Annotated in this window: 27 protein-coding genes; 8 read left to right on the forward strand and 19 right to left on the reverse strand. The window is 67.1% G+C overall.

Features of this window, described 5'->3' with window-relative positions:
• Positions 1–3: 3 nt before the first annotated feature.
• Positions 4–1,068 carry an anthranilate phosphoribosyltransferase gene (trpD, locus tag ACZ5Y9_RS11535; RefSeq protein ID WP_464471384.1) on the reverse strand — a complete coding sequence of 355 codons (1,065 nt, stop codon included), beginning with the start codon at positions 1,066–1,068 and terminating at the stop codon, positions 4–6.
• Between the two features lie 192 nt (positions 1,069–1,260).
• Here trpD and ctaE point away from each other — a divergent pair, with 192 nt between their 5' ends.
• The 7 genes from ctaE (at position 1,261) to ACZ5Y9_RS11570 (ending at position 7,156) form a co-directional block, all read left to right on the forward strand.
• On the forward strand, positions 1,261–1,914 hold the full coding sequence (gene ctaE, locus ACZ5Y9_RS11540; RefSeq protein ID WP_440748432.1) for an aa3-type cytochrome oxidase subunit III: 654 nt from the start codon (positions 1,261–1,263) through the stop codon (positions 1,912–1,914).
• A 20-nt stretch (positions 1,915–1,934) separates the two neighbouring features.
• Positions 1,935–2,735 carry a cytochrome bc1 complex diheme cytochrome c subunit gene (qcrC, locus tag ACZ5Y9_RS11545; RefSeq protein WP_247622113.1) on the forward strand — a complete coding sequence of 267 codons (801 nt, stop codon included), beginning with the start codon at positions 1,935–1,937 and terminating at the stop codon, positions 2,733–2,735.
• Positions 2,736–2,771: 36 nt separating this feature from the next.
• On the forward strand, positions 2,772–3,848 hold the full coding sequence (gene qcrA, locus ACZ5Y9_RS11550) for a cytochrome bc1 complex Rieske iron-sulfur subunit (RefSeq protein ID WP_247631967.1): 1,077 nt from the start codon (positions 2,772–2,774) through the stop codon (positions 3,846–3,848).
• A complete protein-coding gene (qcrB, locus tag ACZ5Y9_RS11555; protein ID WP_464471385.1) occupies positions 3,845–5,659 on the forward strand; it encodes a cytochrome bc1 complex cytochrome b subunit in 1,815 nt (604 codons plus the stop codon). Before qcrA ends, qcrB begins: the two co-directional genes overlap by 4 nt.
• A gap of 78 nt (positions 5,660–5,737) precedes the next feature.
• Positions 5,738–6,145, forward strand: a complete 408-nt coding sequence (locus ACZ5Y9_RS11560) for a RidA family protein (protein ID WP_247622110.1) — start codon at positions 5,738–5,740, stop codon at positions 6,143–6,145.
• Positions 6,146–6,147: 2 nt separating this feature from the next.
• Entirely contained in the window at positions 6,148–6,696 is a 549-nt protein-coding gene (locus ACZ5Y9_RS11565) for a GNAT family N-acetyltransferase (RefSeq protein WP_464471386.1), read from the forward strand.
• Positions 6,697–6,736: 40 nt separating this feature from the next.
• Complete coding sequence (locus ACZ5Y9_RS11570) at positions 6,737–7,156, forward strand: rhodanese-like domain-containing protein (protein WP_464471387.1); 420 nt, start codon at positions 6,737–6,739, stop codon at positions 7,154–7,156.
• A 51-nt stretch (positions 7,157–7,207) separates the two neighbouring features.
• On the opposite strand, the gene ACZ5Y9_RS11575 is transcribed toward ACZ5Y9_RS11570, so the two are convergent.
• From ACZ5Y9_RS11575 to ACZ5Y9_RS11595, 5 genes are all read right to left on the reverse strand, one after another.
• Positions 7,208–7,642, reverse strand: coding sequence for a cytochrome c oxidase subunit 4 (locus ACZ5Y9_RS11575; protein WP_247622107.1), 435 nt, complete (start codon positions 7,640–7,642; stop codon positions 7,208–7,210).
• Positions 7,643–7,645: 3 nt separating this feature from the next.
• Positions 7,646–9,379: an aa3-type cytochrome oxidase subunit I gene (ctaD, locus tag ACZ5Y9_RS11580; protein WP_247622106.1), complete on the reverse strand. Its 1,734-nt coding sequence runs from the start codon at positions 9,377–9,379 to the stop codon at positions 7,646–7,648.
• A 3-nt stretch (positions 9,380–9,382) separates the two neighbouring features.
• On the reverse strand, positions 9,383–10,282 hold the full coding sequence (gene ctaC, locus ACZ5Y9_RS11585) for an aa3-type cytochrome oxidase subunit II (RefSeq protein WP_247622105.1): 900 nt from the start codon (positions 10,280–10,282) through the stop codon (positions 9,383–9,385).
• A gap of 96 nt (positions 10,283–10,378) precedes the next feature.
• Entirely contained in the window at positions 10,379–10,741 is a 363-nt protein-coding gene (gene erpA, locus ACZ5Y9_RS11590; RefSeq protein ID WP_247622104.1) for an iron-sulfur cluster insertion protein ErpA, read from the reverse strand.
• Positions 10,742–10,843: 102 nt separating this feature from the next.
• Entirely contained in the window at positions 10,844–12,253 is a 1,410-nt protein-coding gene (locus tag ACZ5Y9_RS11595; RefSeq protein WP_464471388.1) for a M20/M25/M40 family metallo-hydrolase, read from the reverse strand.
• Between the two features lie 46 nt (positions 12,254–12,299).
• Here ACZ5Y9_RS11595 and ACZ5Y9_RS11600 point away from each other — a divergent pair, with 46 nt between their 5' ends.
• Positions 12,300–12,872, forward strand: a complete 573-nt coding sequence (locus ACZ5Y9_RS11600; protein ID WP_247622102.1) for a DUF3043 domain-containing protein — start codon at positions 12,300–12,302, stop codon at positions 12,870–12,872.
• 65 nt (positions 12,873–12,937) lie between these two features.
• Here ACZ5Y9_RS11600 and ACZ5Y9_RS11605 read toward each other — a convergent pair whose 3' ends face one another.
• From ACZ5Y9_RS11605 to ftsZ, 13 genes are all read right to left on the reverse strand, one after another.
• Positions 12,938–13,978 carry a quinone-dependent dihydroorotate dehydrogenase gene (locus ACZ5Y9_RS11605; RefSeq protein ID WP_464471389.1) on the reverse strand — a complete coding sequence of 347 codons (1,041 nt, stop codon included), beginning with the start codon at positions 13,976–13,978 and terminating at the stop codon, positions 12,938–12,940.
• A 10-nt stretch (positions 13,979–13,988) separates the two neighbouring features.
• A complete protein-coding gene (gene nrdR / locus ACZ5Y9_RS11610) occupies positions 13,989–14,459 on the reverse strand; it encodes a transcriptional regulator NrdR (RefSeq protein WP_247622100.1) in 471 nt (156 codons plus the stop codon).
• 9 nt (positions 14,460–14,468) lie between these two features.
• On the reverse strand, positions 14,469–15,773 hold the full coding sequence (gene hisD / locus ACZ5Y9_RS11615; RefSeq protein WP_464471390.1) for a histidinol dehydrogenase: 1,305 nt from the start codon (positions 15,771–15,773) through the stop codon (positions 14,469–14,471).
• Between the two features lies 1 nt (position 15,774).
• On the reverse strand, positions 15,775–17,058 hold the full coding sequence (locus ACZ5Y9_RS11620) for a hypothetical protein (RefSeq protein WP_464471391.1): 1,284 nt from the start codon (positions 17,056–17,058) through the stop codon (positions 15,775–15,777).
• 66 nt (positions 17,059–17,124) lie between these two features.
• Positions 17,125–20,643, reverse strand: a complete 3,519-nt coding sequence (gene dnaE, locus ACZ5Y9_RS11625; protein ID WP_464471392.1) for a DNA polymerase III subunit alpha — start codon at positions 20,641–20,643, stop codon at positions 17,125–17,127.
• Between the two features lie 56 nt (positions 20,644–20,699).
• Complete coding sequence (locus ACZ5Y9_RS11630; RefSeq protein WP_404596187.1) at positions 20,700–21,275, reverse strand: GNAT family N-acetyltransferase; 576 nt, start codon at positions 21,273–21,275, stop codon at positions 20,700–20,702.
• A gap of 48 nt (positions 21,276–21,323) precedes the next feature.
• Positions 21,324–22,244: an RluA family pseudouridine synthase gene (locus tag ACZ5Y9_RS11635; RefSeq protein ID WP_464471393.1), complete on the reverse strand. Its 921-nt coding sequence runs from the start codon at positions 22,242–22,244 to the stop codon at positions 21,324–21,326.
• A 2-nt stretch (positions 22,245–22,246) separates the two neighbouring features.
• Complete coding sequence (lspA, locus tag ACZ5Y9_RS11640) at positions 22,247–22,783, reverse strand: signal peptidase II (protein ID WP_247622094.1); 537 nt, start codon at positions 22,781–22,783, stop codon at positions 22,247–22,249.
• A gap of 97 nt (positions 22,784–22,880) precedes the next feature.
• Positions 22,881–23,492, reverse strand: a complete 612-nt coding sequence (locus ACZ5Y9_RS11645; RefSeq protein ID WP_464471394.1) for a DivIVA domain-containing protein — start codon at positions 23,490–23,492, stop codon at positions 22,881–22,883.
• A gap of 152 nt (positions 23,493–23,644) precedes the next feature.
• Positions 23,645–23,941 (reverse strand): YggT family protein, encoded by a 297-nt coding sequence (locus ACZ5Y9_RS11650; protein WP_247622092.1) that lies wholly within the window; start codon positions 23,939–23,941, stop codon positions 23,645–23,647.
• Between the two features lie 6 nt (positions 23,942–23,947).
• A complete protein-coding gene (locus tag ACZ5Y9_RS11655; RefSeq protein WP_247956408.1) occupies positions 23,948–24,424 on the reverse strand; it encodes a cell division protein SepF in 477 nt (158 codons plus the stop codon).
• 43 nt (positions 24,425–24,467) lie between these two features.
• A complete protein-coding gene (locus ACZ5Y9_RS11660; protein WP_464471395.1) occupies positions 24,468–25,148 on the reverse strand; it encodes a YggS family pyridoxal phosphate-dependent enzyme in 681 nt (226 codons plus the stop codon).
• Positions 25,145–26,299, reverse strand: a complete 1,155-nt coding sequence (gene ftsZ / locus ACZ5Y9_RS11665; protein ID WP_247622089.1) for a cell division protein FtsZ — start codon at positions 26,297–26,299, stop codon at positions 25,145–25,147. The genes ACZ5Y9_RS11660 and ftsZ overlap by 4 nt, the downstream gene beginning before the upstream one ends.
• Positions 26,300–26,403 lie beyond the last annotated feature (104 nt).

The following is a 26,403-nucleotide window of genomic DNA, read 5'->3' on the forward strand; positions in this document are numbered from 1 at the left end:
GCCTCAGCCGGCGGCGAGCTCCCGGCTCACGCCGATCCACTCGTCGAGCTTCGACAGCGCCCGCCCATCGTCGATCGCGGCGGCCGCACGCTCGTACGCGCTGCGCAGGCGTTCGAGGATCGGACGCTGCACCTGAGCCGCGTCCTGGGAGAGCTCGAAGGCGACGATGCCCGCTGCAGCGTTCAGCAGCACGATGTCGCGCACCGCTCCCCGCTCCCCCTCGAGCGTGCGACGCAGGATGGTCGCGTTGTGCTCCGGCACCCCTCCGAGAAGGTCCGAGAGTTCGGCGAGCGGGATGCCGAGGTCCCGCGGATCCAGATCGTGCTCGTGCACATCTCCTCGGGTGACCTCCCAGATCCGGCTGTGGCCGGTGGTGGTGAGTTCGTCGAGTCCGTCATCGCCGCGGAAGACCAGCGCGGTGGCGCCGCGCGTGCGGAACACTCCGGTGATCAGGGGCACGCGCTCGAGCTGCGCCACGCCCACGGCGTTCGCCTCGGCGCGAGCCGGATTGCAGAGAGGGCCGAGCATGTTGAACACGGTGGGTACGCCGAGCTGCGATCGCACGGCTCCCGCGTGCTTGAAACCGGGGTGGAACGCACCCGCCCAGGCGAAGGTGATCCCCGTGCGGTCGAGGATGGACGCCACGGCGGCCGGATCGAGCGTGAGCTCGAGCCCGAGAGCGCCGAGCACATCCGAGGAGCCGGACGCCGAACTCGCCGCCCTGTTGCCGTGCTTCACGACCGGGATGCCCATCGCACCGATGATGATGGCCGCGGTCGTCGAGACGTTCACGGTGCCGACACGGTCCCCACCCGTGCCGACGATGTCGAGGACGTCCGGCGACACCGGGAGCGGGACGGCCGCTTCGAGGATCGCATCGCGGAAACCGACGATCTCGTCGATCGTCTCGCCCTTCGCACGCAACGCGATCAGGAATCCCGCCAATTGGGCCTCGCTGACATCGCCCCGCATGATCTGACGCATGGCCCACGTCGACTCCCAGACGCTGAGGTCGCGACGCTCCAGGAGAGTGGTGAGCACATCGGACCAGGTCAGGGATTCAGCCATGTGTGCGATCCTATCGGCGCCGAGAAAACGTGCATCTCGTCTGTCACGGATGCCGACGGCCGGAGCACCCGCGATTTCCCGCGGATTCACCGACGATTCGCAGTGTTTTCTTAGGGTTACCTAAGTGAAAAGCTGGCGAAACGAGGTGTCCGGGTGCAAGAATCACCCCCGGGAATCGGCCATAATGGAACGGTGACGACCTCAGCGACGTATGCCCCGGCGGCGAGAACCATCAAGCGGCCCAACCCGGTAGCTGTCGGCACCATTGTGTGGCTCGGCAGTGAAGTGATGTTCTTCGCGGGACTCTTCGCGATCTACTTCACGCTCCGAAGCACCTCCCCCGAACTCTGGGCCGACCGGACCGAACTGCTGAACGTGCCGTTCGCATTCGTGAACACCGCGATCCTCGTGCTCTCGTCGTTCACCTGCCAGATGGGCGTCTTCGCAGCCGAGGACCTCCAGGCCTACAAGATCGGCAAGGGCCAGAAGAACGGTGCAGGCCGTCGCCGCCTGTTCGGCTGGGGCATGGTCGAGTGGTTCTTCCTCACCTTCGCCCTCGGCGCGGTCTTCGTCTCGGGTCAGGTCTGGGAGTACGCCCAGCTCGTCGCCGAGGGAATGCCCATCAGCGCCGACTCGTACGCTTCCGCGTTCTACCTGACCACCGGCTTCCACGCACTGCACGTGACGGGCGGGCTCGTCGCGTTCCTGCTCGTCATCGGACGCGCGTTCGCCGTCAAGAACTTCCGGCACAAGGAGGCGACCTCCTCGATCGTGGTGTCCTACTACTGGCACTTCGTCGACGTCGTCTGGATCGTGCTGTTCGTCGTAATTTACTTCCTGAAATAAGAGCGGAGCTGATCCCCGAGATGGCACGAGAGAAGAAGCGCCGTTCTGGCGGTCGCCGCAGCCCCCTGGCTGCCGCGGCCCTCATCGGAGCAGGCCTGATGATCACCGGCGCCGTGTACGCCGGCGCATCCGCGGCCTTCGCCGCGACCGACACGCAGACCGCGGCGACCACGCTGACCGTCGAGGACGGCGAGAAGCTGTTCCAGGCGAACTGCGCCACCTGCCACGGCCTCGACCTGCAGGGCACGCCCAACGGGCCGAGCCTCTACGGTGTCGGCGAGCTCGCCACCGAGTTCCAGCTCTCCACGGGCCGCATGCCCCTGCAGATGCAGGGACCGCAGGCTCCCCAGAAGGAGCCGCAGTTCACCGAGGACCAGATCCTCGCGATCTCGTCGTTCGTGCAGTCCACGGCCCCCGGCCCGACCTTCCCCGAGGAGCGCATCCTCGACGGTGAGGGCGACGTGGCTCACGGAGCCGAGCTCTTCCGCGTCAACTGCGCGATGTGCCACAACGTGGCCGCCGCCGGTGGAGCACTCACCGAGGGCAAGTACGCCCCGGCCCTGACCGAGACCAGCGCGCTGCACATGTACGCGGCCATGGTGACGGGCCCCCAGAACATGCCCGTCTTCGGCGACATGAACCTGTCGGACGAAGACAAGCGCGACATCATCTCGGCTCTCCTGTACCAGCAGCAGTCCGTGCAGATCGGCGGGTTCTCCCTCGGATCGCTCGGACCGGTCTCGGAGGGCCTGTTCGTCTGGATCTTCGGCATCGGCGCACTCGTCGCCATCACCGTGTGGATCACGGCGAAGTCCAACTGACGCTTAATCATCGAAGAGGAACGTACGAGGAGCACCATGGCACACGACGACGACTCGCAGGCTCTTGACAGGGCCTACCAGCCCTCTCCGGGGCTGGGCGTCGCAGTCAGCGACCCTGTGCAGAACCCGGGCCTGCCGCCGCACCGCGAGCGGATGACCGACAAGGACCCGCGCGCGGAGAAGGCCGCGGTCCGCACTGTCTACACGCTGTTCTACCTGTCTCTCGCGGGCAGCATCTGGGCGGTCGCCGCCTACATGCTGTTCCCGATCGAGAGCGGCGCTCTCATCGACATCCGTCAGAACAACCTCTTCATCGGACTCGGCATCGCCCTGGCGCTGCTCTCCCTCGGCCTCGGAGCGATCCACTGGTCGAAGGCGCTCATGTCCGACAAGGAGCACATCGAGCACCGTCACCCGACGCGCGGCAAGGACTCGACCCGCGAGGCCGCGATCAAGGCGTTCTCCGACGCCAACGAGGAGTCCGGCTTCGGACGCCGCACGATGATCCGCAACTCGCTGTTCGCAGCGCTCGTCGCGTCGATCATCCCCGGCGTGACGCTGTTCCGCGGCCTGGCCCCGCATGCCACCCCGGAGGACCCCTACGCGGGCGACCCGGTGCACCTGCTCAAGCACACCATGTGGGAAGAGGGAATGCGCCTCGTCCGCGACCCGGACGGCACGCCGATCCGCGCCGCCGACGTCACGCTCGGTTCCGCCTTCCACGTGATCCCGGCCGACCTGGCCGAGCTGAGCCACCACGACGGCTACCTCGAGGAGAAGGCGAAGGCCATCGTGCTGATGATGCGTCTGCGCCCCGAGCAGCTGATCGAGGCCGAGGACCGCAAGGACTGGTCGTACGACGGCATCGTCGCGTACTCCAAGGTGTGCACCCACGTCGGATGCCCGGTCGCGCTCTACGAGCAGCAGACCCACCACCTCCTCTGCCCCTGCCACCAGTCGCAGTTCGATGTGACGGATCACGCCAAGGTCATCTTCGGACCGGCCGCGCGCCCGCTGCCTCAGCTGCCCATCACCGTCGACGACGAGGGGTACCTCGTCGCGCGCAGTGACTTCACCGAGCCCGTCGGCCCGAGCTTCTGGGAGCGCCATTGAGCACCGCAACGCTGTCCAAAGAGGACAAGGACACCAAGGCGCCTCTCGGCGGCCGATTCGTCAGCGCCGCGTCGAACTACATCGATGAGCGCACCAGCCTCTCCGGCATCGTCAAGGAGCTGGGACGCAAGATCTTCCCCGACCACTGGTCGTTCATGCTGGGTGAGATCGCCCTGTGGAGCTTCGTCGTCGTGTTCCTGTCCGGAACCTTCCTGACGTTCTTCTTCCAGGCGTCGATGGTCGAGACCCACTACACCGGTGCGTACGCTCCGATGCGCGGCATCGAGATGTCCGCGGCGCTCGAGTCGTCGCTCCACATCTCGTTCGACCTCCGTGGCGGTCTGCTCGTCCGTCAGATCCACCACTGGGCCGCCCTGGTCTTCGTGGCCGGTATCGGCGTGCACATGCTCCGCGTGTTCTTCACCGGCGCGTTCCGCAAGCCGCGCGAGCTCAACTGGGTGATCGGCTTCGTGCTGTTCATCCTCGCTCTCGCCGAGGGCTTCACGGGATACTCCCTCCCCGACGACCTGCTCTCGGGTAACGGTCTCCGCATCATCGACGGCATGGTCAAGGGCCTCCCGCTCATCGGCACCTGGACCTCGTTCCTCCTCTTCGGCGGCGAGTTCCCCGGTACCGACATCGTCGGGCGCCTGTACTCGCTGCACATCCTGCTGCTGCCGATGCTGGTGATCGCCCTGATCGTCGTGCACCTCATGCTCATGATCATCAACAAGCACACGCAGTTCGCCGGCCCTGGCCGCACGAACGACAACGTCGTGGGCTACCCGATGATGCCGGTGTACATGTCGAAGATGGGCGGATACCTGTTCATCGTCTTCGGCACCATCGTGCTGATCGCGACCTTCTTCCAGATCAACCCGATCTGGAACTACGGTCCCTACGACCCCTCCCCCGTGTCCGCCGGAACCCAGCCCGACTGGTACATCGGCTTCGCGGACGGCGCGCTGCGTCTGGCGCCCTCGAACTGGGACGTCGTCTTCCTCGACCACACCTGGTCGTTCGGCATCCTCGTTCCGGTCGCCGTGCTCGGACTCTTCATCGTCGCCGTCGCGATCTACCCCTTCATCGAAGCGTGGATCACCGGTGACAAGCGCGAGCACCACATCGCGCAGCGTCCGCGCAACGCGGCGACCCGCACCGCCATCGGCGTGGCCGGCGTCATCTTCTACGCCGTGCTCTGGGCTGCAGCCTCCTCGGACCTCATCGCGACGCACTTCATGCTCACGATGGAGGGTGTCATCCACACGCTCCAGGCTCTGCTGTTCCTCGGGCCGATCCTCGGTTACTTCGTGACCAAGCGCATCTGCATCGCGCTGCAGAAGAAGGATCGTGAGATCGTTCTCCACGGCTTCGAGTCGGGACGCATCGTCCGCCTTCCCGGTGGCGAGTTCATCGAGGTGCACCAGCCGGTCGATCAGTACGACCGGTGGAAGCTCATCGACGTCGACGGCTACGAGCCGCTCGTCGTGCGCCCCAACGCCAAGGGCCGCATCCCGTGGACGGAGAACCTCCGGTCGTCGATGTCGCGCTGGTTCTTCGAGGACCGTCTCGCGCCCCTCACTCAGGCCGAGGTCGCAGCCGCGGATGCACACCAGCACCACGTCACGGCTCACAACGAGGAGACCGAGGTCGCCGAGATCCAGGGAGCTCACGAGCGCGCCGGATTCCCGGATGCCCCGATCGAGGCGACCGAGGACCACGTCGACGAGACGCCGAACACCCCGAGCACGGTCATCGCGACCGAGCCCGTGAAGAAGCCTCGCAAGAAGAAGTCGGAGGACGGCGAGTAACGTCCCGCCGCTCCCCCTCTCGAAGGGCCCTGTCCACGCGGACAGGGCCCTTCGATGTTCCCATGGGAGGATCGAAGCATGACGTCCGTAGTCCGACTCATCCGTTCCGACTCCCTCGCCGACACCCCGTACGCCTATGCCGCGACGGCTCCCGCCGGCTCCCGCCTCATCTTCCTGGCCGGCGCCTGCCCGCTCGAAGACGATGGCTCCACGACCGCCCCGGGCGACTACGCTGCTCAGGCAGCGCGCTGCGTCGAGACCCTGCGGGGCGCTCTCGCCGCGTCGGGTGCCGCACTGACAGACGTCATCAGCACGCGCGTGCTGGTGGCCTCCACACGCCAAGCTGACCTCGTCACCGCCTGGAACGTCGTAGAAGCGGCATTCGGATCCCACGATGTCCCGAGCACCCTTCTCGGTGTCACGGTGCTCGGGTACGACGACCAGCTGGTCGAGATCGAGGCGATCGCCGCGGTGCAGGGAGCCTGACGGTGAGCGGCACAATCCGCCCTGCCCTCTCGACCGACGCCGAACACGTGCAGGCGATCGAGTCGGCAGCGGATGCCCTCCTCATCGACGCTCTCGGCGCCTGGGAGTGGCCCGACGCAGAGGACGGCGCGGCCCGCCTCGCGGCTCCCGGGTTCATTCTGCTCATCGAAGACGAGGACACGCGCTCCCCCGTCGGATTCGTGCACGTGCTCGACGCGGACGGACACGCGCACCTCGAACAGCTGTCGGTGATTCCCTCGGCGGGACGGCAGGGGCACGGGCGCGCTCTGGTGCGCGCCGCCCTGCGTGAGGCGCACGAACGTGGCTACTCCCGTGTCACACTGCGCACGTACGCCGAGGTGCCCTGGAACGCACCGTTCTACGCCACCTGCGGATTCCTCGAGAGCCTCCCCGAGACGGCTTTCCAGCGAGCTCTGATCGACACCGAAGCAGAGCTCGGGATCGATCGCTACGGTCGCCGGGTGCAGATGACGGCCGAGGTCGACGACCGGACGCACCTGGCCGGAAAAGACCCACGAGCGACCGATTGATGAGCGCGGACCGACCCGTGCCTCTCCTACTCTGAGAGACATGATCGATCGCGCCGACTACTTCGCCGCCAAGCTCGCCTACGAGACCGACGCCAGTGACGTCCATGCCGACCTTAGAGCGGGGAAGCCGCTGGTCGTGATCGACGTGCGCTCCGCCGAAGCCTGGGCCCAGGGACGCGTCGCCGGCGCGACGCACATGCACTACAGCGAGATCGAGACCCGAGCGCCTGCAGAGATCCCTGCCGACAGCGAGGTCGTCGTCTACTGCTGGAGTCCCGGATGCAACGCCGGCGCGAAGGCGGCCCTCGCCTTCGCCCGCCTCGGCTACGCGGTGCGCGAGATGATCGGCGGATTCGAGTACTGGGCTCGGGAAGGTTATCCGGTGGAGGACGCGGATGGCGTGCACCACCGGCCCGTCGACCCACTCACCGGAATCCCTCGGATACGCAGCCGCTCGTGACGCAGAAGAGGCCCCCGGGAATCCCGGGGGCCTCTTCGTTCGTTCGCCCGATCAGCGAGCGAAGTTACCGCGGTAGTACTCGTACACCCAGCCGACGATCGCGACGACGAAGATCGCCAGGCCGATCGGCAGGAGGAAGTGTCCGACGGCCAGACCGACCACGAAGACACCGGCGGAGGCCGCCAGGACCAGCGGCCACCACGACCACGGGCTGAACTCGCCGAGCTCGGGGTCGCCGTCGTCGATGTCCGACGTCAGGATGTCTTCCGGCAGCTCTCCACCCTGCGCATTGTGCGTGCGGTCGAGGTAGAACGCGATCATCGCGCCCATGAAGGCGGCGAAGAACAGTGCGGTCGTGCCGACCCACTCGATCCGCATGGCGAAGTTGTCGTCCGGCGTCGCGAGGATGTGCCAGCCGGTGTAGATCACTCCGACCAGTGCGAAGAAAGCGGTGAGAATCCACCAGAGAATGACGTTGTCGCGCATGGCTCAGTGGACCTCTCGCTCGCCCGGAGCCGTGGTGGCGAACTCCGCTGCTTCGGGGTGATTCAGGTCGAAGGCCGGGCGCTCGCTGCGGATGCGCGGGATCGACGTGAAGTTGTGACGCGGCGGCGGGCAGGAGGTCGCCCACTCGAGCGATGCTCCGTAGCCCCACGGGTCGTTGACGGTGACCTTCGGCGCCTTGCGGGCCGTGATCCAGACGTTCAGGAAGAACGGCAGCATGGACGCGCCGAGGATCATCGCACCGATCGTCGAGACCTGGTTCTGCCAGGTCCAGCCATCGGCCGCGGAGTAGTCCGCGTAACGACGCACCATGCCGTCGACGCCCAGCCAGTGCTGGATGAGGAAGGTCATGTGGAAGCCGATGAACAGCATCCAGAAGTGGACATAGCCGAGACGCTCGTTGAGCATGCGTCCGGTCCACTTCGGCCACCAGAAGTAGAAGCCGGCGAACATCGCGAACACGACGGTTCCGAAGACGACGTAGTGGAAGTGCGCCACGACGAAGTAGGAGTCAGACAGAGCGAAGTCCAGCGGCGGGGCCGCCAGGATGACACCCGTCAGACCGCCGAAGACGAACGAGACGAGGAAGCCGAGCGAGAAGACCATCGGAGTCTCGAAGGTCACGGACCCTCGCCACATCGTGCCGATCCAGTTGAAGATCTTCACACCCGTCGGCACGGCGATGAGCATCGTCATCAGCGCGAAGAACGGGAGCAGCACGGATCCGGTGACGTACATGTGGTGAGCCCACACGGCCACGGAGAGAGCGGCGATCGCGATCGTCGCGTAGACGAGCGTCTTGTAACCGAAGATCGGCTTGCGGCTGAACACCGGGAAGATCTCCGAGACGATGCCGAAGAACGGCAGCGCGATGATGTAGACCTCGGGGTGCCCGAAGAACCAGAACAGGTGCTGCCAGAGCAGGACGCCGCCGTTGGCCGGGTCGTAGATGTGGGCACCGAGCACGCGGTCGGCGCCGGCGGCGAAGATCGCGGCCGCGAGGACCGGGAATGCCATCAGGATCAGGAGGCTCGTGACGAGCGTGTTCCAGGAGAAGATCGGCATGCGCCACATCGTCATGCCCGGTGCACGCATCGTGATGATCGTGGTGATGAAGTTCACCGCGCCGAGGATGGTGCCGAATCCCGAGATTCCGAGTCCGAGCATCCACAGGTTTCCACCCGCTCCCGGCGAGAACGAGGCGCTCGCGAGGGGCTGGTAGGCGAACCATCCGAAGGATGCCGCGCCCTGAGGGGTGAGGAAGCCGGCGACGGCGATCGTCGATCCGAACAGGAAGAGCCAGAAGGCGAAGGCGTTCAGACGCGGGAACGCGACATCGGGGGCGCCGATCTGCAGGGGCAGGATCGCGTTGGCGAAGCCCGCGAACAGCGGCGTCGCGAACATCAGCAGCATGATGGTGCCGTGCATCGTGAACAGCTGGTTGTACTGCTCCTTCGTCGGGATGATCTGCATACCCGGAGCGAAGAGCTCGGCGCGGATGACGAGGGCCATCACTCCTCCGAGGAGGAAGAACAGCACCGAGGCGATGAGGTACATGTACCCGATCGTCTTGTGGTCGGTGGAGGTGATCCACTTGACGACGATGTTGCCCTTCTGCTCGACGCGCGAAGAGCTCATGAGCGAGGCCTGGCGCGGGGGCAGAGTCGTGGGACGGGAGCGGTTCGCCTCGTCGGTGCGGGGTGCTTCAGTCGTCGACATGGCTTACTCCTCTCCTTCTTCGGAGTCGTTCTTCGGGGTCGTTCCGGGGTAGTTCGACAGACGGTCGTAAGCGTCCGTGATGTCTCCCGTGTTGCCCTTGTCCTTGAGGGTCTCGAGGTACGCGTCGTACTCGTCCTGCTCGACGACCTTCACGTTGAAGAGCATCATCGAGTGGTACTCGCCGCAGAGCTCGGCGCACTTCCCGGCGTACTCCCCCACGCGGGTGGGGATGAACGACCAGGAGTTGTCCTTGCCGATGTACATGTCCTTCTTGTAGAGGAAGTCGATGATCCAGAAGGAGTGGATGACGTCGCGGGACTGCAGCTTGATCGTGACCTTCTGGTCGACCGGGAGCACCAGCGTCGGCAGCTGCGACTGGTCGATGTTGCCCTCGGCGTCGGGCTGGGCCTGAATACCCATCGTCCAGACGGTGTCGTCCTCGGAATCGGCGTCGTACTGGAAGTCCCACGCCCACTGCTTCGCGATCGCGGTGATCTCGACGTCGGGGTCGTCCCACTGCGTCTCGATCGCGGCCTGGTCACGCGCGGTGAAGAAGAACATCCCGAGCACGAGGATCAGCGGCACGATCGTGTAGAAGATCTCGATCGGCATGTTGTAGCGCATCTGGACGGGAAGACCCGTCTGGCCCTTGCGACGGCGGTATGCGATCGCGGCCCAGGCCATGAGGCCCCAGGTGATGACACCGACGGCGAGAAGGACGATCCAGGAGTTCACCCAGAGCGACGACACGCGCTCGGTCTGGTTGGTGGCAGCGGGGCCATCATCGACGAAGCCGGGGAGATAGCCGTTCAGCTCGGCGGTGGTACATCCCGCCAGGGCCACAGCTGCCGCGACTCCCAGAGGGAGTGCGGCCCAACGAAGGCGGCGGCGTTTCGAGGGCACGATGCACCTTTCAGATTGCGGATAGGGCACACCCAAGTCTAGAGCAACCTCACACCCGATTCATGCCAACCACGCAGGTTGACGGGGTGGTTCCGCTCAGTGGAAGCTGTCGCCGCAGGCGCAGCTGCCGGCCGCGTTGGGGTTGTCGATCGTGAAGCCCTGCTCCGAGATCGAATCCTTGAAATCGATGGATGCACCATCGAGGTACGGCACGCTCATGTTGTCGACGATGACCTCGACGCCGTCGAAGTCGACGGTCTCGTCGCCCTCGAGGTAGCGCTCGTCGAAGTAGAGCTGGTAGATCAGGCCGGAGCATCCGCCGGGCTGGACGGCGACGCGCAGGCGAAGGTCGTCGCGACCCTCCTGCTCGAGCAGGTTCTTCACCTTGGTCGCGGCCGCGTCGGTGAGGCTGATGCCGTGGGCCTTGGTGGTCTCTGAGGTCAGGGTGGTGTCGCTCATGTCGCTCCTTGTGACGGGCCGCAGTCGCACGGCTTTCCCCGCAATTCTACCGCCGCCCTCGGCGAAGTCGGCGAGATCCGGAGAGAACCGTGCGACTGAGGGTCACTGCGGGAGCGTGAGAGCGTTCATCCGAGCCAGCAGGAGCGCCTCGGTCGCGACCGCGTTGCGGAAGGTATCGAGATGCAGCGACTCGTTCGGGCTGTGGGCGCGGGAGTGCGGATCCTCCACGCCGGTGACGAGGATCTGCGCCTCGGGGAACTCCCGCACCAGGTCGGCGATGAACGGGATGGAGCCGCCGACGCCCAGATCGACGGGAGGGACGCCGTACCCGTCTCGCATGGCGTCGCGTGTGAGCGCGACCGCCCATCCGGAGGTGTCGACGAGGAAACCGTTACCCAGGTCGACGTCGGAGAACGTCAGCTCCGCGCCGAACGGGGCGTGCGCACGCAGGTGACGTTCCAGAGCCTCGTACGCTTCCTGCCCGGTCTGGCCCGGTGCGACGCGGGCGCTGATGACGACCGTCACTTCGGGGAGGAGCGTGTTGGACGCCGCGGCCACGCTCGTGGCGTCGATGCCGATCACGGTGACCGACGGCTTGTTCCAGATGCGGCTGAGGATCGTGCCCCCGCCGATGGGCATCGTGCCGGGCAGGAGCCCGGCCTCATCGCGCAACGTCTCCTCGGTGTACTCCGGTGTCGCCGCTTCCCGTTCCGTCATCCCGTCCACGGCCACCGAGCCGTCGGCGTTCCACAGCGTCGAGAGGAGCGTGACGGTCGCCATCATCGCGTCGGGCACCGCCCCACCGAACATCCCCGAGTGCGAGGCGTGGTCGAGGGTGCGGACGCGCATCGTGAACCGCGCGTTCCCCCGCAGCGACACGGTGAGTCCGGGCGTCGTCGAATCCCAGTTGCCCGAATCGGCGACGACGATCGCATCGGCACGCAGAGCTTCCTTGTTGTCGGAGAGGAACTGCGCGAACGAGCGCGAGCCGTACTCCTCCTCGCCTTCGATGAACATCGCGATCCCGAGATCGAGGTCGTCGCCGATCACCTCCGCCGCGGCGCGGATGGAGGCGATGTGCGCCATGATCCCTGCCTTGTCGTCGGCCGCTCCCCGCCCATAGAGGCGACCGTCGCGCACGGTCGGCTCGAAGGGCGGTGTCTCCCAGAGCGCGTCATCCCCGGGAGGCTGCACGTCGTGGTGCGCGTAGAGCAGGATCGTGGGACGCCCGTTCCGGGCCGCACGGGTCGCCAGGACGGCGGGCTGTCCCTGCTCGTCCGTTCCGGGGATGTCGGCACGGAGGATGCGCACCTCGTCGAAGACGCCGGTGTCCGTCGCGAGCGCCGCCACGGCCTCGGCACTGCGCTCGAGCTGGGTCTGATCGAACGCCGGCCAGGCCATTCCCGGGATGCGGACGAGGTGCCCGAGGTCCGACAGCGCGGCCGGGTTCCCGGTCGCCACCGCCTCGAGGATGTCCGTTTCGAAGACAGGGGGAATCTCAGCAGAGGTCATGCGAGTAATCTTAAGGTGATCCCCCGTCAGCGAACCGAGGAACCTCGTGGCCACTACTCCTGCATCCCCTTCGACGAATGACGACGCCGCCGAGACGCCCGCCGTCGGAAAGGGCCGGGCGACGCCGAGCCGCGCCGAGCAGGAGGCCGCCCGCCGTCGCCCCCTCGTGGCCAACACCAAAGAGGCCAAGGCCGCGGCCCGCGCCGAGCTCAACGAGCGACGAGCCCGCGCACAGGCCGGTATGGCCGCGGGTGAGGAGAAGTACCTCCCGGCCCGCGACAAGGGCCCGCAGCGCCGCTGGGTGCGCGACTACGTGGATGCCGGCTGGCACCCCGCCGAATTCGTGATGGCCGTGATGGTGCTCGTGATCCTCGCGACGCTCGTGCCGTTCAGCACTCTGGTCTCCTACTACGCCTACCTCGTGATGATGGCGTACCTCGTCATCGCGATCGGCGGCATGATCCTCCTCGGCATCCGCGTCAAGCGCAAGGTCGCCGCGAAGTTCGGACAGGAGCGCATGGAACGCGGCCTCGGCTGGTACGCCGCGATGCGTTCGCTGCAGATGCGCTTCATGCGCCTGCCGAAGCCGCAGGTCAAGCGCGGCCAGTACCCCGACTGATCCAGTCCCGTTCACGAAGGAACGCCTCGTCTCCCTGCGGAGACGAGGCGTTCCTCGTACGGGCGTCAGCCCTGCGACAGAGGCAGGCGGTTCCGGAGTCCGCGATTGATCTGCCGGGCCCAGAGCGGACCGCGGTAGAGGAACGCCGTGTATCCCTGCACCAGCGTCGCGCCGGCCGCCAGGCGCTCCTCGACGTCGGAGGCCGTCTCCACTCCCCCCACCGCGATGACGCAGAAGTCCGCGGGCACCGCGGCGCGTACGACGCGCAGCACCTGGAGCGACCGTTCCTTCAGCGGCGCCCCCGACAGTCCGCCCGCTCCGGCCGCGGCGACGATCGCGGGGTCGGTGCGCAATCCGTCTCGACTGATCGTGGTGTTGTGGGCGATGATCCCCGCGAGTCCCTCGGCGACGGCCATCTGAGCGATCGCGGTGATCTCCTCGTCGGGGAGATCGGGGGCGATCTTCACCAGCAGCGGCGTCGTACCCGAGGCGTCGCGCACGGCGCGCAGCAGCGGGGCCAGCGTTTCGACCGCCTGCAGACCGCGGAGTCCCGGCGTGTTCGGCGACGAGACGTTCACGGCGAGGTAATCGGCGAGCGGCGCGAGCCGGGTGGCCGAGGCGACGTAGTCCGCGGTCGCGTCCTCGACGTCGACGACACGGCTCTTGCCGATGTTCACGCCAATGACGGTGTTCGGGGCACCGCGCCGCAGCCTCGAGAGCCGCCGTGCGGCGGCATCCGCTCCCTTGTTGTTGAAGCCCATCCGGTTGATCACCGCACGGTCGGGCACGAGCCGGAACAGCCGCGGCTTCGGGTTCCCGTCCTGCGGGATCGCCGTGATCGTCCCGACCTCGACGTGACCGAATCCGAGTGCAGCGAAACCGCGCACGCCGACCGCGTTCTTGTCGAAGCCCGCGGCGATGCCGAACGGCGACGGGAAGGTCAGCCCGAGGGCCTTCACCTGCAGCGACGGATCGGGACGCGTGAGCGAGCGGGTGACGGTCGAGAACGGCAGCACACCGAGCACACGGATCACCGCCATGCCGGCGTGGTGGGCGAACTCGGGATCGAAGCGCGAGAGGACAGCGCGGAAGAGCAGCGGATACATCACTGCCAGATTACCGGTCGGCGGACTCCGCCTTCGCGTGGTCGGCTCGGAGATCGGTGATGGCGGATTCGAAGTCCTCGAGCGAGTCGAAGGCCTGATACACGCTCGCGAAGCGGAGGAACGCCACCTCGTCGAGATCGCGGAGCGGGCCGAGGATGGCGAGTCCGATCTCGTTCGTGTCGAGCTGCGAGACACCCGTCTGTCGAACGGCCTCCTCGACGCGCTGCGCCAGGATCGCGAGGTCCGCTTCGGTGACCGGTCGGCCCTGGCAGGCCTTACGGACGCCGGAGATGACCTTCTCCCGGCTGAACGGCTCCATCACGCCCGAGCGCTTGATCACGTTGAGGCTCGCGGTCTCGGTGGTCGTGAACCGTCCGCCGCACTCGGGGCACTGTCGGCGTCGGCGGATCGAGAGGCCGTCGTCGCTCGTGCGCGAGTCGATCACACGCGAATCGGGATGACGGCAGAAGGGGCAATGCATCCGTACAACCTACTCCTTGAATCGTGCTTCGATCGCCTCGCCGTGCGCCGGGAGGATCTCGCTGTTCGCCAGCGCGACCACGCCGTCGCGCACCTCGGCGAGAGCGGTCCGGTCGTAGGAGATCACCTGCTGCGGGCGCAGGAACGTGTAGGCGCCGAGGCCCGGCGCGTACCGCGCCTGTCCCCCCGTCGGCAGCACGTGGTTGCTGCCGGCCATGTAGTCGCCCAGGCTGACCGGCGTCTGGTCGCCGACGAAAACGGCGCCCGCGCTGGTGAAGGCGGATGCCGCGGCCTCGGCGTCGGTGAGGTGCAGTTCGAGGTGCTCGGGTGCGTACGCGTTGCTGAAGGCCGCCGCCATCGCACGATCGTCGACGAGCACGATCGCGGACTGCGGTCCGTCGAGAGCGGCGGACACCCGGTCACTGTGCCGGGTGGCAGCTCCCTGAGCCGCGACGTCGTGCGCCACTCGAGCGGCGAGGTCTTCGGAATCGGTGACGAGCACCGCGGAGGCCTGCTCGTCGTGCTCGGCCTGGCTGACGAGGTCGGCGGCGACGAGACGGGCGTCGGCGGAGGCATCGGCGACGACGAGGATCTCGGTCGCTCCCGCCTCGGAATCCGTCCCGACCACACCCGCGACCGCCCGCTTCGCGGAGGCCACGTAGTTGTTGCCCGGACCAGACACCACGTCGACGGGATCGAGCCCGACGCCGGGGACGCCCCACGCGAACGCGCCGATCGCACCGGCGCCTCCCATCGCGTAGACCTCGCTGATGCCGAGCAGTGCGGCCGCTCCGAGGATCGTGGGGTGGATGCGCCCGCCCTGGTCGGCCTGAGGCGGTGAGGCGAGGGCGATCTGCGTGACGCCGGCGACCTGCGCCGGAACCACGTTCATGATGACGCTCGACGGATACACCGCCTTGCCCCCGGGGATGTACACACCCACGCGGGTGACGGGCTGCCACCGCTGCACGATGCGCGCACCCGGACCGAGAAGGGTCGTCTGATCCGCGGGTACCTGGGCAGCGGAGGCGAGACGCACGCGGCGGATCGCCTCTTCGAGTGCGGCGCGCACCTCGGGTGCGAGCGCGTCGAGCGCTTCCGAGATGTGCTCGGCCGGAACGCGGATCGCGTGCTCGGTGACGCGGTCGAAGCGCTCCGCCTGATCACGCAGTGCGGACTCCCCCTGCGTGCGCACGTCGTCGACGAGCCGCGCGGCCGTGTCGAGCGCCTCGGCGCGTGCCTGGGTCGCGCGCGGCACGGCCGCGAGCATGTCTGCCGGCGAGAGCTCGCGCCCTCGCAGATCGATGATTCGCACTTCAGCCCTTCGTGATGCCGGAGATGTCGTGGAGGTATCCGATGCGGCCGTCATCGTGCCGGACGACGAAGGCGCCACCGCGGTCCTCGATCACGAGCGCCCAGGCCTGGGGGCCGATGCGGAAGATCGCCTCGCCGCGCTCGTCGTGCACGTCGCGCTCGGACGGGGCGAGGATCCAGAAGGGCTGCGCGGCCTGCGCGGAATCGCGGGGACGGGTCGCCTCGGGATCCGTGACGACGGACTCGTCGCCGAACACGTCGGTCGGATGCTCCGCTGCCGCGCTGGCCGGAGCCGGCACCGGTTCGGCGACCTCTTCGAGGAAGGACTCGATCTCACCGGTGTCGGAGATGATCTCAGGGGTACGGGAGCGACGGGAGTACGACGGGGTGTACTCCTCCTCGGCGACCGCTTCCTCGGTACCGGTTCCTCCACCCGAGGCGTGCGCGGCCAGCGGGACCTGCTGCGGCAGATCGAAGCGCGCGATCTCGTCGGTCGCGTAGCCGTCGGGGGTATCGGTGTCGAGAGCGGCACGTCGCGTGGTCGGCGGCTCTGCACCGTCCCAGGATCCGTCGTGGGCCGAAACGGAATCGGGCGCGGCCTGCTCTTTCGTGTCCGGCTCGTTCGAGTCCGGCTCGGGCGCGAATGTCTCGGGTGCGAATGTCTCGGGTGCGGCGGCGCCCTCCGCATCGGCGGGGGCGGCGCGCTCGGCCCGCGGGCGGGCGATCACCGGGCGCACCGGGTTCGCGTTGCGATGCGCGAGAGTGACGAGGCGGCCGTGGAAGTCCTCTTTCAGGCCCGGGATGATCGGAGCGAAGACCGTCAGCGCGACCAGCGCGAGGGAAGCGAGGAGCTGCACGATGCCGACCCAGTTGAGGGTCCAGACACCGAACTCGATCGCCGCGGCGATCGATGACCACAGCGCGCTGATCCACGTCACCGCCGAGACGGTGAAGGCGACCGACGCGAACTGATCGATCCCGAGGGAGCCGACTCGGCGGATGCCGTCGGGCGAGAACCGCCGCAGCACGAGCAGGAACACGGCTGCCGTCGGCACGCCGATCGGCAGGATCCACTGGATACCCGCTCCCCAGATGGAGGTGCCACCGGTCAGCGGGAAGAAGGAGACCACGAAAGCGATGAGCCAGACGCCGACGATCGAGAGCTCCCGGAGGGTGAACCCGAGGATGCCGAACTCCGGCGTGACCTCTTCGTCGTACAGGACACCGTCATCATCGAGGAACGCCTCGTTCTCGGCATCCGCGTTGTCGGGGATATCGGTACTCATGGGTCTTCCTTTCGTCACGACGCGCAGAGGGGGAGGCGCGTTCCGACGCGTCCTGATACTACCCGCTCAGCCCAGGCAGCCCGGCCCGAGGAGCGACTTGAGGTCACCGAACAGATCGGCGGAGACCTTCACGGGCATGGGCACTTCGAACACCTTCGCGGTGCCGCCGCGATGCACACGCAGGAGGACCTCGGTCTCACCCGAGTGGCGCCGGAGCACGTCGGCGAGCTCGTGCATCACGCGCTCCGTGGCACGCTGCTCGGCGAGCACCAGGGCGAGCGGCCCCGCAGCGTCGAACGACCCGACGTCGGGAGCGAATGCGGACTGCGCGTGGAGGTTGAGCCCGTCGTCGCGTCGCGAGACGCGCCCGCGCACGGCGAGGATCGAATCCTGCTGGAGGACGTGCTGGAACTCGGTGTACGTCTTTCCCATGAACATCACGGTGACCTCGCCGTTGAAGTCCTCGACCGTGATCATGCCGTACGGGTTCCCGCTCGCCTTCGCCACGCGATGCTGGACACTCGTCACAAGGCCCGCGACGGTGACCTGGTCGCCGTCCTGGAGGTCCTCGGAGTTGTTGAGGTCGTGGATCGAGATGGAGGCGTGCTTCGCGAGCGGAACCTCGAGTCCGGCCAGTGGGTGATCGGAGACGTAGAGCCCCAGCATCTCCCGCTCGAACGCGAGTTTGTCCTTCTTGATCCATTCCGGGCGAGGCGGGACCTTCGCCGGCGCCGCCTCCTCCATACCGTCGTACAGGCTGTCGAAGTCGAATCCGATCGCGCCCTGGGCTTCGTTCCGCTTGCGGTCGACGGCGGCCTCGACGGCGTCCTCGTGGATCTCGACGAGCGCGCGACGGGAGTCGCCCATCGTGTCGAAGGCACCGGCCTTGATGAGGGACTCGACCGTGCGCTTGTTCGCGACGTGCAGCGGAACCTTGTCGAGGAAGTGGTGGAAGGAGGTGAAGCGCTCGTCCTTCCGCGCCTGCACAATGCCCTCGACGACGTTGCTTCCGACGTTGCGCACCGCGCCGAGCCCGAAGCGGATGTCGTCGCCGACGGCCGCGAAGTAGTTGATCGACTCCGACACATCGGGCGGCAGCACCTTGATACCCATGCGGCGGCACTCGTTGAGATAGAGAGCCATCTTGTCCTTGGAGTCGCCGACGCTGGTGAGCAGCGCAGCCATGTACTCGGCCGGGTAATGCGCCTTCAGGTAGGCGGTCCAGTACGAGACGACTCCGTAGGCGGCGGAGTGCGCTTTGTTGAAGGCGTAGTCGGAGAACGGAAGCAGGATCTCCCAGAGCGCATTGACGGCCCCGTCGGAGTATCCGTTGGCGTGCATTCCCGCCTGGAAGCCCGCGAACTGCTTGTCGAGCTCGGACTTCTTCTTCTTGCCCATCGCACGCCGGAGGATGTCTGCCTGACCGAGCGAGAACCCGGCGACGCGCTGGGCGATCGCCATCACCTGCTCCTGGTAGATGATCAGACCGTAGGACTCCTCGAGGATGTCTGCGAGTGAATCGGTGAACTCCGGGTGGATCGGCGTGATGGGCTGCTGGCCGTTCTTGCGCAGCGCGTAGTTCGTGTGGGAGTTCGCCCCCATGGGACCCGGGCGGTAGAGCGCGATGAGCGCCGAGATGTCACCGAAGTTGTCGGGCTTCATCAGTCGCATGAGCGACCGCATCGGGCCGCCGTCGAGCTGGAACACGCCGAGCGACTCTCCTCGCGCGAGCAGGTCGTACGCGCCCTGATCATCGAGAGCGAGGTGCTCGAGGTCGAGCTCCTCTCCCCTGTTCATACGGATGTTGTCGAGCGCGTCGGAGATGATCGTGAGGTTGCGCAGCCCCAGGAAGTCCATCTTGATCAGGCCGAGCGACTCGCACGACGGGTAGTCGAACTGCGTGACGATCTGCCCGTCCTGCTCGCGGCGCATGATCGGGATGATGTCGAGCAGCGGGTCGGACGACATGATGACGCCGGCCGCGTGCACGCCCCACTGGCGCTTGAGGCCCTCGAGACCGAGCGCACGGTCGAAGACCGTCTTCGCCTCGGGATCCGTGTCGATCAGTGCACGGAACTCGCTCGCCTCTTTGTACCGGGGGTGGGCCGAGTCGAACATTCCGTCGAGGGGCATGTCCTTGCCCATCACGGGGGGCGGCATCGCCTTGGTCAGACGCTCGCCCATGCTGAACGGGAACCCGAGCACGCGCCCCGCGTCCTTGAGAGCCTGCTTGGACTTGATCGTGCCGTAGGTGACGATCTGCGCGACGCGCTCCGAGCCGTACTTCTTGGTCACGTACTCGATGACCTCGCCGCGGCGACGGTCATCGAAGTCGACGTCGAAGTCGGGCATCGAGACACGATCCGGGTTGAGGAAGCGCTCGAAGATGAGGCCGTGCTCAAGAGGGTCGAGATCCGTGATCCTCATCGCGTACGCGACCATCGATCCCGCACCGGAACCACGACCCGGACCGACCCGGATGCCGTTGTCCTTCGCCCAGTTGATGAAGTCGGCCACGACGAGGAAGTATCCGGGAAAGCCCATCTGGAGGATGATGCCGGTCTCGTACTCGGCCTGCTTGCGCACCTTGTCGGGGATGCCGCCCGGGTAGCGGTAGTGGAGACCGGCCTCGACCTCTTTGACGAGCCAGCTGTCCTCGGTCTCGCCGTCGGGCACGGGGAAGCGCGGCATGTAGTTCGCCGCGGTGTTGAACTCCACCTCGCAGCGCTCGGCGATCAGGAGCGTGTTGTCGCACGCCTCGGGGTGATCGCGGAACAGCTGACGCATCTCGGCCGCGGTCTTGATGTAATAGCCGTCGCCGTCGAACTTGAAGCGATTGGGATCGTCGAGCGTCGATCCCGACTGCACGCACAGCAGGGCCTCGTGGGCGTCGGCCTCGTGCTGGTGGGTGTAGTGCGAGTCGTTCGTCGCGACCAGCGGGATGTGGAGGTCTTTCGCCAGACGCAGCAGGTCGGTCATCACACGGCGCTCGATGGAGAGCCCGTGATCCATGATCTCGGCGAAGTAGTTCTCCTTGCCGAAGATGTCCTGGAACTCGGCGGCCGCCGCGCGCGCCGCGTCGTACTGCCCGAGGCGCAGTCGCGTCTGCACCTCGCCCGACGGGCATCCGGTCGTCGCGATCAGCCCCTTGCCGTACGTCTGCAGCAGTTCTCGGTCCATGCGGGGCTTGAAGTAGTACCCCTCCATGCTCGACCGCGAGCTGATGCGGAAGAGGTTGTGCATGCCCTCGGTGCTCTGGCTCCACATCGTCATGTGGGTGTAGGCGCCCGAACCCGACACGTCATCGCTCTTCTGGTCGGGCGATCCCCACTGCACGCGCGTCTTGTCGCTGCGGTGGGTGCCCGGCGTCATGTACGCCTCGAGCCCGATGATGGGCTTGACCCCCGCGTTGCGCGCCGCGTTGTAGAACTCGAAGGCCGCGAAGGTGTTGCCGTGATCGGTGACGGCGATCGCCGGCATGCCGTATTCCGCGGCCGCCTGGGTCATCGCGTTGATCTTCGCCGCCCCGTCGAGCATCGAGTACTCGCTGTGCACGTGCAGGTGGACGAAGGAGTCGGATGCCATGGTTCGAGTCTACTTTCGGCGTCCGACATCGGGTCGCCGATCGGGCTCCGCGGGTGTCAGTCCGACAGGTCGAGCCGCATCAGCACGCGCGGGAATCCGTTCAGACGCGAAGTCGTCTCGGCCGACTTCTCGAAGCCCGCCCGCTCGAACAGCGCGCGCGTGCCGACGTAGGCCATCGTCAGGTCGACCCGCTCCCCCGCGTTGTCGACCGGATACGCCTCGATCGCTGGCGCCCCCTGTGCGCGTGCGAAAGCGACCGCCCCGTCGACCAGGGCGTGCGAGATGCCCTGCTTGCGATGCCCCGGACGCACCCGGATGCACCACAACGACCAGACGTCGACGTCGTCGATGTGCGGGATCCTGCGATTGGTGGCGAAACTCGTGTCGCGTCGAGGATGCACCGCCGCCCAGCCGACCGGCTCGTCGTCGAGATAGGCGATCACCCCGGGAGGCGGGTCTTCCGCGCAGAGACCGCGCACACGCTCGGCGCGTTCCTCGCCGCGGAGCTCCTGGTTCTCGGCGTTGCCGATCCGATAACTCAGGCAGAAGCAGACGTTCGACGTCGGCTTCTTCGGGCCGACCAGGGTCGCGACGTCGGCGAAGACCGTGGCGGGCCGAACCTCGATGTCCATGACCTCAGTATCGCCCCGGCATCCGACATCCGCCGGAGCGACGAGTGATCACTCGCCGCGGAGGACCGCCAGGGCGTGCTGGAAATCGGCCGGATACGGTGACTCGAACTGCACCCAGTCGCCGGTAGCCGGATGCGAGAACGCGAGCTGATGCGCATGCAACCACTGCCGCGCGAGACCGAGGCGGGCAGACAGCGTGGGGTCAGCCCCGTAGAGAGGATCACCGACGCACGGATGCCGGTGCGCGGCCATGTGCACGCGGATCTGGTGAGTGCGTCCAGTCTCGAGATGGATCTCGAGAAGCGACGCGCCGGGGAACGCCTCGAGCGTCTCGTAGTGGGTGACCGAGGGCTTGCCGTCGGGGGTGACCGCGAACTTCCAGGAGTGGTTCGGGTGCCGACCGATCGGCGCATCGATCGTGCCCGCGAGCGGGTCGGGATGCCCCTGAACCACCGCGTGATAGATCTTCTCGACCGTGCGCTCCTTGAAGGCGCGCTTGAGGTGCGTGTAGGCGGTCTCGGTCTTGGCGACGACCATCAGGCCGCTCGTGCCGACGTCGAGCCGGTGCACCACGCCCTGACGCTCGGGCGCACCGCTGGTCGCGACCCGGAAGCCGGCGGCCGCCAGCGCACCCACCACCGTCGGCCCCTCCCAACCGAGGGAGGGATGGGCCGCGACACCGGTCGGCTTGTCGACCACGACGATGTCGTCATCATCGAAGACGATCCCGAGTTCGGGCACCGCGATCGGAACGATCTTCGGACCTTCCTTGGGCTGCCATTCGACCTCGAGCCAGCCCCCACCGCGCAACCTGTCGGACTTGTCGAGGGTCACGCCGTCGAGGCGCACGCCGCCCGACGCCGCGACCTCCGCAGCGAAGGTTCGCGAGAAACCGAGCATCTTCGCGAGAGCGGCGTCGACGCGCGCGCCCTCGAGGCCGTCGGGCACCGGCAGTGAACGCGACTCCACGATCAGCGCTCGTCTTCGACCGGCGCCGCCGGTCGTTCGACGACGTCGCGTGCCGCGAGTTCCTGCTCCGCTGCCGCAGCCTCGGCCTCTTCCTCCGTCTCGACGGGCGCGTGGTCGCGCTCGCGGGAGCCATCGAAGCGCAGCCCGAAGACGACGAGCAGTGCGACCGAGATCATGCCGCACACGATGAAGATATCGGCGATGTTGAAGATCGCGGGCATCATCCAGGGCATCGAGATCATGTCGACCACGTGTCCCACCGGGAAGCCGGGGTCGCGGAAGAGGCGATCTCCGAGGTTGCCGAGTACACCGCCGAGCAGCGCGCCGAGTACGACTGCCCAGAGCCGCGAGCGCAGACCGAACGCCTTCCAGACGATGACGCCGGCGACGACCGCGAGGGCGATCGTGAAGATCCAGGTGACGTCCGACCCGAGCGAGAACGCCGCTCCGGGATTGCGGACGTAGTACAGCTGAAGGAACTCACCGAGGACGGGAACCGGCTCCTGGTAGGGAAGGTTCTCGGTGGTGAGGTACTTCACAAACTGATCGGCGGCCAGCACGAGCGCTGCGAGAATCGCAACGATCGCACCGGCCGCCGACCGACGAAGGGGAAGGCGTGGGCTCAAGACCTACGACCTACAGTCCGATCGCGGAGACGGGCGTCGAGTCCGTGGAGGCCGACTTCTCGTCGAGGTCGCGGAGCTGACCCTCGATGTAGCCGCGCAGCTGCGAACGGTAGTCGCGCTCGAAGTTGCGGAGCTCGGTGATCCGGGCCTCAAGCGTGTTGCGCTCGCGCTCGAGTCGAGCCGACTCCTCGCGCTGCTTCGCCTCCGCCTCGGTGCGGATACGGGCCACCTCGGTCTCGGCGTCGGCGATGAGCTGGTTGCGCTTCGCCTCACCCTCGGCGACGTGCTCGTCGTGCAGACGCTGCGCGAGCTCGATGATCCCGGCGGTCGCCGTGGCGGAGCCGGAGGGAGCGGGCTCCGCGGGAGCCTCGGCGACGGGTGCCGGAGCCGCAGGCGCGGGGGCCTCGGCGACCGGAGCGGCCTCGGCCGACTCTGCGGCGGGCGTGGCGCCCGACTCGTAAGCGGCCAGTTTGGCCTTGAGTTCGACGTTCTCCTCGAGGGCCTTGCGCCACTCGATGACGATCTCGTCGAGGAAGTCGTCCACCTCGTCCGGGTCGAAGCCGTCCTTGAAGCGAACGTGCTGGAACTGCTTGGTGACGACGTCATCCGGGGTAAGTGCCATGATGGCTCCTCTTTCGGTGAGTTCGGTTGCCAGTGTCGATATGGCGTGGTCGTGATGTGGCGCGAACCCGGGGCGCGCACCTGGGAGCCAGCATAGCCCCCGCACCTTGGCGCCGCGATGTCACGACACCCAGGAGTGAGAACTGGCAGGGGTCAGATGAAGAGCCGGACGATGTTCATCAGGATCAGCACGATGAGCATCGTCAGGGCGAAACCGAAGTCCAACGACAGCGTGCCGATCCGCAGGGGCGGGATGATCCGCCGGAAGAACCGGATGGGCGGATCGGTCACCGTGTAGGCGGCTTCGGCGACGACCAGGCCGAAGCCCTTCGGTCGCCACTCCCTGTTGAACAGCGGGATGTAGTCGAGGATCAGCCTCGCGAAGAGGACGAAGATGTACAGCAGCAGCACCAGATGGATGATGCTCGCGGCGATCGAGACCAGCTGCACGGCTTACTACTGATCGAAGCCCGCGGACTCCGCGTCCGCGTGCGCGATACCCCCCTGGCCCGAGACAGCGATGTTCTCCGGCGAGAGCAGGAAGACCTTCGAGGTCACGCGCTCGATACGACCGTAGAGGCCGAGGGAGAGACCGCTGGCGAAGTCGATGAGACGGCGGGCGTCTGCATCGCTCATCTGGGACAGGTTGATGATGACCGGAACGCCCTCGCGGAAGCTCTCGGCGATCAGCTGAGCGTCACGGTACTGCTTGGGGTGGACCGTCAGGATCTCGTTCACGGCACCCACCGAGGGCTGACGGACGGCGACGGGGCGGCGCAGCGGGGTGACGGGAGCCGGTGCCGGCTCTTCACGGTCACGGTCTCGGTCGCGCTCGCGGTGAGCGCGAGCGGGTGCCTGCTGCTCTTCTTCATAGGCTTCTTCCTCATCGGCGAGGCCCAGGTACACCATGGTCTTCTTCAGCGGGTTACCCATCGTGTCCTCCGGTTCGAACGATACGGGTTGGTCTTTGTAGAGGTTAACCCCGGTCGGGGCGGGGGCCGGTGATTGCCGACCCGATCCGAAGGTGTGTCGCGCCTGCGGCGATGGCCTCGGCGAAGTCGCCGGTCATCCCCGCGGAGATCCACGTGGCGTCGGGAGCGACGCCGCGCACCTCCTCGGCGACGCGGCGCAGACGCGCGAAAGCGGATGCCGGTTCCTCGTCGAGAGGGGCGACGGCCATGACCCCGCGCAGTCGAAGCGACGGGAGCGCGAGGACGTGCTCGGCGAGAGCTGCGGCCGCGGCGGGCTGGACGCCACCCCGCCCGGCGTCGGGCGTGAGATTGATCTGGACGAGCACGTCGAGGACGCTGTCGTCCTCGGCGGCACGATGCAGCGCGTCGGCGAGGCGCACCCGATCCACGGAGTGGACGATGTCAGCGCTGCGACGGATCGCCGCCGCCTTGTTCGTCTGCGCCTGACCGATGAAATGCCAGGTGAGGTCCAGCGCCTCGAGCTCGTCGCGCTTCGCGGACAGCTCCTGCTGCCGGTTCTCACCGACCTCCCGCACCCCGAGAGAAGCGAGCTCGCGCACCAGCTCTGCGGGATGGAACTTCGTCACGACGATGCGGGTGATCTCGGTCGCATCTCGCCCGGCCCGGCGCGCGGCGTCGGCGATCTGCTCGTCGATCGCCGACAGCCGCGCTCCCAGGTCGGTCACTTCAGGAATTCGGGGATGTCGATGTCGTCGTCGGCGAACGCCGGCTCGATGCTGGTCGTGTGCGTGCGCTGAGGAGCCGCGGAGGGCTCGGTCTCGGTGGTCTCGTCCTCCGCCACGGCATCTTTCTCATCCGAGAGCGCGACCTCCGGCAGCGTCGCGGTCGCCGGACGCGACACGACCATCGGGTCGAGGCGCAGGGACGGTTCGCCGCCGTCGAAGCCGGCGGCGATGACCGTCACACGCACCTCGTCGCCGAGGGTGTCGTCGATGACGGTACCGAAGATGATGTTCGCCTCGGGGTGCGCCGCTTCCTTGACGAGATCCGCGGCATCGTGGATCTCGAAGATGCCCAGGTTGGAGCCACCCTGGATCGACAGCAGCACACCGTGGGCGCCCTCGATAGATGCCTCCAGCAGGGGCGACTCGACGGCGAGCTCGGCAGCCTTGATCGCGCGATCGGCGCCTCGAGCGGAGCCGATGCCCATGAGCGCGGAGCCCGCGCCCTGCATGACGGACTTCACGTCGGCGAAGTCGAGGTTGATGAGACCCGGCGTGGTGATGAGGTCGGTGATGCCCTGCACACCGGCGAGGAGCACCTGATCGGCCGTCGCGAACGCCTCGATCATCGAGATCCCGCGGTCGCTGATCTCGAGGAGACGGTCGTTCGGCACCACGATGAGGGTGTCGACCTCTTCCTTGAGCTTCGCGACACCGGCCTCGGCCTGGCTCTGGCGGCGGCGGCCCTCGAACGAGAACGGCTTGGTCACGACACCGATGGTGAGAGCGCCGATCGACTTGGCGATGCGTGCGACGACAGGGGCGCCACCCGTTCCGGTACCGCCTCCCTCGCCCGCGGTGACGAAGACCATGTCGGCACCGGTGAGGGCCTGCTCGATCTCCTCCGCGTGATCCTCGGCAGCACGACGACCGACCTCCGGGTCGGCTCCGGCGCCGAGCCCGCGGGTGAGCTCGCGTCCGACGTCGAGCTTGACGTCGGCGTCGCTCATGAGCAGCGCCTGCGCGTCGGTGTTCACCGCGATGAACTCGACTCCGCGGAGACCGAGGTCGATCATGCGGTTGACGGCGTTGACGCCGCCACCGCCGACGCCGACGACCTTGATCACGGCGAGGTAGTTCTGGTTCTGGCTCATGGCCGGCCTCCGAGTTTTTCGAGCCTGGATCGGGCCAAACCTTAAACCTCAAGTAGAGGTGTAAAGTATTTCCCGGTATTGCGTTCTCTTGATCGAAGGTATGC

It is taken from the genome of Microbacterium sp. T3-8 (assembly GCF_055398145.1).

Excerpts from the sequence above, each read along its gene's own strand:
- trpD (WP_464471384.1), bottom strand. The coding sequence starts at position 1,068 with ATGGCTGAATCCCTGACCTGGTCCGATGTGCTCACCACTCTCCTGGAG.
- ACZ5Y9_RS11605 (WP_464471389.1), bottom strand. The coding sequence starts at position 13,978 with ATGTATCCGCTGCTCTTCCGCGCTGTCCTCTCGCGCTTCGATCCCGAG.
- ftsZ (WP_247622089.1), bottom strand. The coding sequence starts at position 26,299 with ATGAGCCAGAACCAGAACTACCTCGCCGTGATCAAGGTCGTCGGCGTC.
- nrdR (WP_247622100.1), bottom strand. The coding sequence starts at position 14,459 with ATGCATTGCCCCTTCTGCCGTCATCCCGATTCGCGTGTGATCGACTCG.
- ACZ5Y9_RS11575 (WP_247622107.1), bottom strand. The coding sequence starts at position 7,642 with ATGCGCGACAACGTCATTCTCTGGTGGATTCTCACCGCTTTCTTCGCA.
- qcrA (WP_247631967.1), top strand. The coding sequence starts at position 2,772 with ATGGCACACGACGACGACTCGCAGGCTCTTGACAGGGCCTACCAGCCC.
- ACZ5Y9_RS11595 (WP_464471388.1), bottom strand. The coding sequence starts at position 12,253 with ATGACCTCTGCTGAGATTCCCCCTGTCTTCGAAACGGACATCCTCGAG.
- ACZ5Y9_RS11655 (WP_247956408.1), bottom strand. The coding sequence starts at position 24,424 with ATGGGTAACCCGCTGAAGAAGACCATGGTGTACCTGGGCCTCGCCGAT.
- ACZ5Y9_RS11645 (WP_464471394.1), bottom strand. The coding sequence starts at position 23,492 with ATGGCACTTACCCCGGATGACGTCGTCACCAAGCAGTTCCAGCACGTT.
- dnaE (WP_464471392.1), bottom strand. The coding sequence starts at position 20,643 with ATGGCATCCGACTCCTTCGTCCACCTGCACGTGCACAGCGAGTACTCG.
- ctaD (WP_247622106.1), bottom strand. The coding sequence starts at position 9,379 with ATGTCGACGACTGAAGCACCCCGCACCGACGAGGCGAACCGCTCCCGT.
- ACZ5Y9_RS11560 (WP_247622110.1), top strand. The coding sequence starts at position 5,738 with ATGACGTCCGTAGTCCGACTCATCCGTTCCGACTCCCTCGCCGACACC.
- ACZ5Y9_RS11630 (WP_404596187.1), bottom strand. The coding sequence starts at position 21,275 with ATGGACATCGAGGTTCGGCCCGCCACGGTCTTCGCCGACGTCGCGACC.
- qcrC (WP_247622113.1), top strand. The coding sequence starts at position 1,935 with ATGGCACGAGAGAAGAAGCGCCGTTCTGGCGGTCGCCGCAGCCCCCTG.
- ACZ5Y9_RS11620 (WP_464471391.1), bottom strand. The coding sequence starts at position 17,058 with ATGAGTACCGATATCCCCGACAACGCGGATGCCGAGAACGAGGCGTTC.
- ACZ5Y9_RS11570 (WP_464471387.1), top strand. The coding sequence starts at position 6,737 with ATGATCGATCGCGCCGACTACTTCGCCGCCAAGCTCGCCTACGAGACC.
- erpA (WP_247622104.1), bottom strand. The coding sequence starts at position 10,741 with ATGAGCGACACCACCCTGACCTCAGAGACCACCAAGGCCCACGGCATC.